This is a genomic window from Pseudomonas sp. PS02303, from assembly GCF_029959925.1.
Lineage (GTDB): Bacteria > Pseudomonadota > Gammaproteobacteria > Pseudomonadales > Pseudomonadaceae > Aquipseudomonas > Aquipseudomonas mandelii.
In genome coordinates this window covers 1-6,875 of sequence record NZ_JASCOM010000296.1, presented here as the reverse complement: position 1 = coordinate 6,875, position 6,875 = coordinate 1, and the positions used below count along the sequence as shown (strand labels likewise).

Genomic DNA, 6,875 nt, shown 5'->3' with positions numbered 1-6,875 from the left:
AGCCTGCTCGCGAAAGCGGTATAACAGCCAACAGATAAGTTGAATGTTAAGCCGCCATCGCGAGCAGGCTCGCTCCCACATTTGATTTGTGCGAAGTGATCGATATGAGTCTGCCAACCCGTGATCTCTCCACCAGGCTTCTGCTGAATCTCGCGCCGTGGCGCAACGCCACAACCTGGCGCGTCGCCTTCTCCGGCGGACTCGACTCCACCGTCCTGCTGCACCTCCTTGCCCACCTCGCAAAAAACCAATCCCTGCCGGCGCTCAGCGCCATTTATGTTCACCACGGCCTTCAGGCTGCGGCTGATGCGTGGCCGCAACATTGTCAGTCGGTCTGTGACGCGCTGGGTGTGCCGCTGCAGGTGGTTCACGTTCAGGTTCAGCCCGGCGCCAGCCTTGAGCGTGCCGCCCGGGATGCGCGCTATGGCGCCTTCGTTGAAGCCACTCAAGCCAATGAGCTGCTACTCACCGCGCAGCACCGGGACGACCAAGCGGAAACCCTGTTGTTTCGGCTGTTGCGCGGGGCAGGGGTGAGGGGCTTGTCGGGCATGCCGCGCGAGCGCGTCCTGGGTCGCGGGCATCTTTTGCGTCCGTTGCTCGATGTCACACGCGCCGAGCTTGAGGCTTATGCGGCCGAGCATCGGTTGAGCTGGATCGAGGACCCTTCGAACCAGGACCGTCAGTTCTCACGCAACTACCTGCGGCATCAAGTGTTCCCGGTATTGACCGAGCGCTGGCCACAAGCGACGGCAACCATGGCTCGCACTGCCGCGCATCTGAGCGAAGCGCAGGGGTTGCTCGATGAGCTGGCCCACATCGATCTGGCCAGCGCCAATACCGCCAATGAATTCGATTGGCTGGGTCTGCCATCCCTGGAGTTGGCGCCGCTGGTCAGGCTTTCTGCCGCGCGCCAGCGCAACGCATTGAGTCACTGGCTTGCAGCATTGACGCGACTGCCGGATAGCGACCATTGGTCGGGTTGGGATGATTTGCGCGATGCCACGGGGGATGCCCGTCCGATCTGGCGATTGGCGGAGGGCGAATTGCATCGGGCGGGCGGGCGTATCTGGTGGCTGTCGGGTCGTTGGCTGCGCGTTCCCCCCCCAGTCGGCCTTTGGGCTGATCCTTCGATAACGCTGGTTTTACCGGAAAACGGCGAGCTTACGATCACCGGCCAAATCCCCGCCGGCCCGCTGCAAATCCGCTATCGTGAGGGAGGCGAGGTCATGAATCTGCCTGAGCGCGGCCACCGGGATCTCAAGCGTTTGCTCAACGAACGCGGGGTTCCGGGCTTCGTCCGTGGCAGATTGCCGCTGCTTTACCGGGACGCGCAATTGCTGGCGGTGGCCAACCTGCGGGGCCTCGATGGCAACGAGCAGGAGGGCTGGCATTTGCAGTGGGACCCACTGAGCGAAGATCAAGGTTTGAGCTGAAAGGGGCTTTCCGGTAGACTACGCTCCCTTCTTGATACAACTTCTGTGGATTCGCCTGAATTACAGAAGTTGCCGATTACCAAGCAGTCTTTGCTGGGCGATTCCAAAAAATGTGTAGCGAGCAACGTACCGGTGTTTCATCTGCCGGTCTGTCCCAACGCGGCGGTTTTTTTGAAAGGTGCACTGTGATTAATGCAGGTGATCGGGGGCTTCGGCCTTCCTTCGCTTTCCCCGGCGGCTCGGACCGCTTTAACGCAGACTTCTAGGGTTTTTCATGACGCGCTACATATTCGTCACGGGCGGTGTTGTTTCTTCATTGGGGAAAGGCATTGCCTCGGCTTCATTGGCGGCCATCCTGGAGGCGCGGGGACTTAAGGTCACCATGCTGAAGCTGGACCCGTACATCAACGTTGACCCGGGCACCATGAGCCCGTTCCAGCACGGTGAAGTGTTCGTCACCCACGACGGCGCCGAGACCGACCTGGACCTGGGCCACTACGAGCGGTTCATCCGCACGACCATGACCCAGAACAACAACTTCACCACCGGCCGTGTCTACGAACACGTCCTGCGCAAAGAGCGCCGTGGTGATTACCTGGGGGCAACCATCCAGGTGATCCCGCACATCACCGACGAAATCAAGCGCCGCATCATCAAGGGTGCCGGCGATGCCGACGTGGCGATGGTCGAGATCGGTGGCACCGTGGGTGACATCGAGTCGCAACCGTTCCTCGAAGCGATCCGTCAATTGCGTTTCGAAGTCGGCGCCAAGCGCGCGATGCTGATGCACCTGACGCTGGTGCCGTACATCGCCACTGCCGGCGAAACCAAAACCAAACCAACCCAGCACTCGGTCAAGGAACTGCGTTCCATCGGCCTGCAGCCAGACGTGCTGGTGTGCCGTTCCGATCACCCGATCGACATCTCGTCGCGTCGCAAGATCGCGCAGTTCACCAACGTTGAAGAACGTGCGGTGATCGCGCTGGAAGATGCCGACACCATCTACAAGATCCCGGGCATCCTGCACTCCCAGGGCCTGGACGATTTCGTCGTCGAGCGTTTCGGCCTGCAATGCGGCAGCGCGGACCTGTCCGAGTGGGAAGCGGTGGTTGACGCCAAGCTGAACCCGGAACACGAAGTCACCATCGCGATGGTCGGCAAGTACATGGAACTGCTGGACGCCTACAAGTCGCTGATCGAAGCGATGAGTCACGCCGGCATCAGCAACCGCACCAAGGTCAACCTGCGCTACATCGATTCCGAAGACATCGAAAACCAGGGCACCGCGCTGCTGGAAGGTGTCGACGCGATCCTCGTACCGGGCGGCTTCGGTCTGCGTGGCGTGGAAGGCAAGATCACCGCCGTTCAATACGCTCGCGAAAACAAGGTTCCGTACCTCGGCATCTGCCTGGGCATGCAAGTGGCCGTGATCGAGTTCGCTCGTAACGTGCTGGGCTGGAAAGACGCCAACTCCACCGAGTTCGATCGCGCCAGCGGTCATCCGGTCGTGGGTCTGATCACCGAGTGGGAAGATGCCACCGGCGCCGTCGAAACCCGTACCGAATCGTCCGACCTGGGCGGCACCATGCGCCTCGGCGCTCAGGATTGCCTGCTGGAACCGGGTTCCCTGGTGCACGATTGCTACGCCAAGGACGTGATCGTCGAGCGTCACCGTCATCGCTACGAAGTGAACAACAACCTGCTGCCGCAAATCATGGAAGCCGGCCTGAAAATCTCCGGTCGTTCCGGTGATGGCGCGCTGGTCGAAGTGGTTGAAGCCCCGGATCATCCATGGTTCGTCGCTTGCCAGTTCCACCCTGAGTTCACCTCGACACCACGCGACGGTCACCCGTTGTTCAGCGGTTTCGTTAAAGCAGCTTTGGTTCAACACCAGAAGAAGGCGTAAATCCGATGGCGCAGAAGATCATCCGTGTAGGCGATATCGAGATTGCCAACGACAAGCCAATGGTGCTTTTCGGTGGCATGAACGTGCTGGAAAGCCGCGACATGGCGATGCAGGTCTGCGAAGAATACGTAAAGGTCACCGAGAAACTCGGTATCCCTTACGTGTTCAAGGCCAGCTTCGACAAGGCCAACCGTTCCTCCGTGGCCTCTTACCGTGGCCCCGGCCTGGAAGAGGGCATGCGGATTTTCCAGGACATCAAGCAAGCCTTCGGCGTGCCGATCATCACCGACGTCCACGAGCCTGACCAGGCCGCGGTCGTCGCTGAAGTCTGCGACATCATCCAGCTGCCGGCCTTCCTGTCGCGCCAGACCGACCTCGTGGTCGCGATGGCCAAGACCGGCGCGGTGATCAACATCAAGAAAGCCCAGTTCCTCGCCCCGCATGAGATGAAACACATCCTGAGCAAATGCGTGGAAGCGGGTAACGATCAGTTGATCCTCTGCGAACGCGGTTCGAGCTTTGGCTACAACAACCTGGTCGTCGACATGCTTGGCTTCGGCATCATGAAGCAGTTCGAATACCCGGTGTTCTTCGACGTGACCCACGCGCTGCAAATGCCCGGTGGTCGCTCCGATTCCGCCGGCGGTCGTCGCGCCCAGGTCACTGACCTGGCCAAGGCAGGCATGAGCCAGTCGCTGGCCGGTCTGTTCCTCGAAGCCCACCCGGACCCGGACAACGCCAAGTGCGACGGCCCTTGCGCCTTGCGCCTGGACAAACTGGAGCCATTCCTGGCCCAGCTCAAAGCCCTGGACGAACTGGTGAAGAGTTTTCCGACGGTAGAGACCGCGTAAACCTCGTTTCTCCGGTAAAGTACCGCACGATTTGTTGCTCAGGCCCTCGGGCCTGAGCCTTATCGTCCGCAAGTCTGCCTGCTGCACACCACTTGCCGACGGTAAAAGATTTCCTCTAGCTGCGTCGTTTTCGTCAACTTTGGAGTGTTTACAACAATGGCAAAAATCGTCGACATCAAAGGTCGTGAAGTTCTCGACTCCCGTGGCAATCCCACCGTGGAAGCGGACGTGCTTCTTGATAACGGCATCATCGGTAGCGCGTGCGCGCCGTCCGGTGCTTCCACTGGCTCGCGTGAAGCGCTCGAGCTGCGTGATGGCGACAAGAGCCGTTACCTGGGCAAAGGCGTACTCAAAGCCGTTGCCAACATCAACGGTCCGATCCGCGATCTGTTGCTGGGTACAGACCCAAGCGACCAGAAAGCACTGGATCACGCGATGATCAAGCTTGATGGCACCGAAAACAAAGGCTCCCTGGGCGCCAACGCGATCCTCGCCGTTTCCCTGGCCGCCGCCAAGGCCGCCGCACAGGACCAGGACCTGCCGCTGTACGCGCACATCGCCAACCTGAACGGCACCCCGGGTGTCTACTCGATGCCGGTTCCGATGATGAACATCATCAACGGTGGCGAGCACGCCGATAACAACGTCGACATCCAGGAATTCATGGTTCAGCCGGTTGGCGCCAAGTCTTTCTCGGAAGGTCTGCGCATGGGCACCGAGATTTTCCATCACCTCAAAGCTGTTCTGAAGGCCCGTGGCCTGAGCACCGCAGTGGGTGACGAAGGTGGTTTCGCACCGAACCTGGCTTCCAACGAAGACGCGTTGAAAGTGATCTCCGAGGCCGTGGCCAACGCCGGTTACAAGCTGGGCACCGACGTGACCCTGGCACTGGACTGCGCGGCCAGCGAATTCTACGAAGACGGTAAATACAACCTGTCCGGCGAAGGCCAGGTGTTCACCGCCGAAGGTTTCGCTGACTACCTGAAAGGCCTGACCGAGCGTTATCCGATCATCTCGATCGAAGACGGCCTGGACGAGTCCGACTGGGCTGGCTGGAAAATCCTCACCGACAAGATCGGCGAGAAGACCCAGCTGGTGGGCGACGACCTGTTCGTGACCAACACCAAGATCCTGAAAGAAGGCATCGATAAAAAGATCGCCAACTCGATCCTGATCAAGTTCAACCAGATCGGCACCCTGACCGAAACCCTGGAAGCCATCCAGATGGCCAAGGCCGCTGGTTACACCGCCGTGATCTCGCACCGCTCCGGCGAAACCGAAGATTCGACCATTGCCGACCTGGCGGTGGGCACTGCGGCTGGCCAGATCAAGACCGGTTCCCTGTGCCGTTCGGACCGCGTGTCCAAGTACAACCAATTGCTGCGTATTGAAGAGCAGTTGAATGACAAAGCCAAGTACAACGGTCGCAGCGAATTCCGCGGTTAATCGTTAACTGGTAAAAAGACACCGGATTGTGTCGGAAAAATCGCTACAGCGATGGATTTGCCACTAATCTGATGCCTTATAAGCACAAGCCTGGGTCTTCCAGGCTTCGTGCTATCAGAAGCTTCAAAGTTTTGGCATGGCTGTCTTTTTTCACTGGATACCTGATATTCGATGCGCAGTCCCAATTGGTTGTTCCTCGTCTTGCTCTTGCTGCTGGCTGGCCTGCAATACCGCCTGTGGGTGGGAAATGGCAGTCTGGCGCAAGTGGCTGAGCTGACTCAGCAGATCGCAGATCAACACGCTGAGAACGAAGGGTTGCTGGAACGCAATCGGGTCATGGACGCCGAAGTCAGCGAGTTGAAAAAAGGCATGGAGACCGTGGAAGAGCGGGCTCGTCATGAGTTGGGCATGGTCAAGGACGGTGAAACCCTTTACCAGTTGGCTCAATGAATAACTCTTTACCGGCCTTCTGGGCCGTGATTCCTGCCGCGGGCGTCGGTGCCCGTATGGCCGCAGACCGTCCCAAGCAATACTTGCAATTGGGCGGGCGCACTATTCTAGAACACAGCCTTGGCTGTTTCCTTGATCATCCTGCCCTGAAGGGGTTGGTGGTCAGTCTTGCTGTTGATGATCCCTACTGGCCGAACCTGGCGTGTGCTGCCGATCCGCGTATTCAGCGGGTCGAGGGCGGCGACGAGCGTTCCGGGTCAGTGCTCAATGCCTTGCTGCATCTGCACGCTCAAGGTGCTGACGATGAAGACTGGGTGCTGGTTCACGATGCTGCACGGCCGAATCTTTCGCGTGATGATCTTGATAAGTTGCTGGGTGAGTTGGCGGACGATCCAGTGGGCGGGCTGCTGGCAGTTCCTGCCCGCGATACGCTCAAACGGGTCGACAAGCACGGTCGTGTGGTTGAAACCGTGGATCGCAGCGTGATCTGGCAGGCGTACACGCCGCAGATGTTTCGCCTCGGCGCGTTGCATCGGGCATTGGCGGACAGTCTGGTGGCGGATGCTTTGGTGACTGATGAAGCGTCGGCCATGGAGTGGGCTGGATTGGCGCCGCGTCTGATTGAAGGGCGGTCCGATAATCTCAAGGTTACTCGCCCTGAAGATCTTGAATGGCTTCGTCAGCGTTGGGCTAATCGCCGCTGAGTCGCTCATTGGCTGTTCAACCGCCATCGCGAGCAGGCTCACTCCTGCATTGGAATGAATTTCCCTGTAGCACTGAGCCTGCTCG

The 6,875-nt window shown here is 59.3% G+C and carries 6 protein-coding genes; all 6 read left to right on the top strand.

From position 1 onward, the window contains the following. Positions 1 to 104: 104 nt before the first annotated feature. The 6 genes from tilS to ispD all read left to right on the top strand — a co-directional run bounded on the left by tilS (position 105) and on the right by ispD (position 6,790). Complete coding sequence (gene tilS / locus QMX98_RS30790) at positions 105 to 1,433, top strand: tRNA lysidine(34) synthetase TilS (protein ID WP_282411881.1); 1,329 nt, start codon at positions 105 to 107, stop codon at positions 1,431 to 1,433. A gap of 274 nt (positions 1,434 to 1,707) precedes the next feature. Further along, positions 1,708 to 3,339, top strand: coding sequence for a CTP synthase (locus tag QMX98_RS30785; RefSeq protein ID WP_010462795.1), 1,632 nt, complete (start codon positions 1,708 to 1,710; stop codon positions 3,337 to 3,339). 5 nt (positions 3,340 to 3,344) lie between these two features. After that, positions 3,345 to 4,190 carry a 3-deoxy-8-phosphooctulonate synthase gene (gene kdsA / locus QMX98_RS30780; protein WP_010462794.1) on the top strand — a complete coding sequence of 282 codons (846 nt, stop codon included), beginning with the start codon at positions 3,345 to 3,347 and terminating at the stop codon, positions 4,188 to 4,190. Positions 4,191 to 4,346: 156 nt separating this feature from the next. Next, positions 4,347 to 5,636, top strand: coding sequence for a phosphopyruvate hydratase (gene eno, locus QMX98_RS30775; protein WP_282411880.1), 1,290 nt, complete (start codon positions 4,347 to 4,349; stop codon positions 5,634 to 5,636). Between the two features lie 171 nt (positions 5,637 to 5,807). Then, complete coding sequence (gene ftsB, locus QMX98_RS30770) at positions 5,808 to 6,086, top strand: cell division protein FtsB (RefSeq protein ID WP_008028992.1); 279 nt, start codon at positions 5,808 to 5,810, stop codon at positions 6,084 to 6,086. After that, positions 6,083 to 6,790, top strand: coding sequence for a 2-C-methyl-D-erythritol 4-phosphate cytidylyltransferase (gene ispD / locus QMX98_RS30765; protein WP_010462788.1), 708 nt, complete (start codon positions 6,083 to 6,085; stop codon positions 6,788 to 6,790). Before ftsB ends, ispD begins: the two co-directional genes overlap by 4 nt. The last annotated feature ends 85 nt before the right edge of the window (positions 6,791 to 6,875 follow it).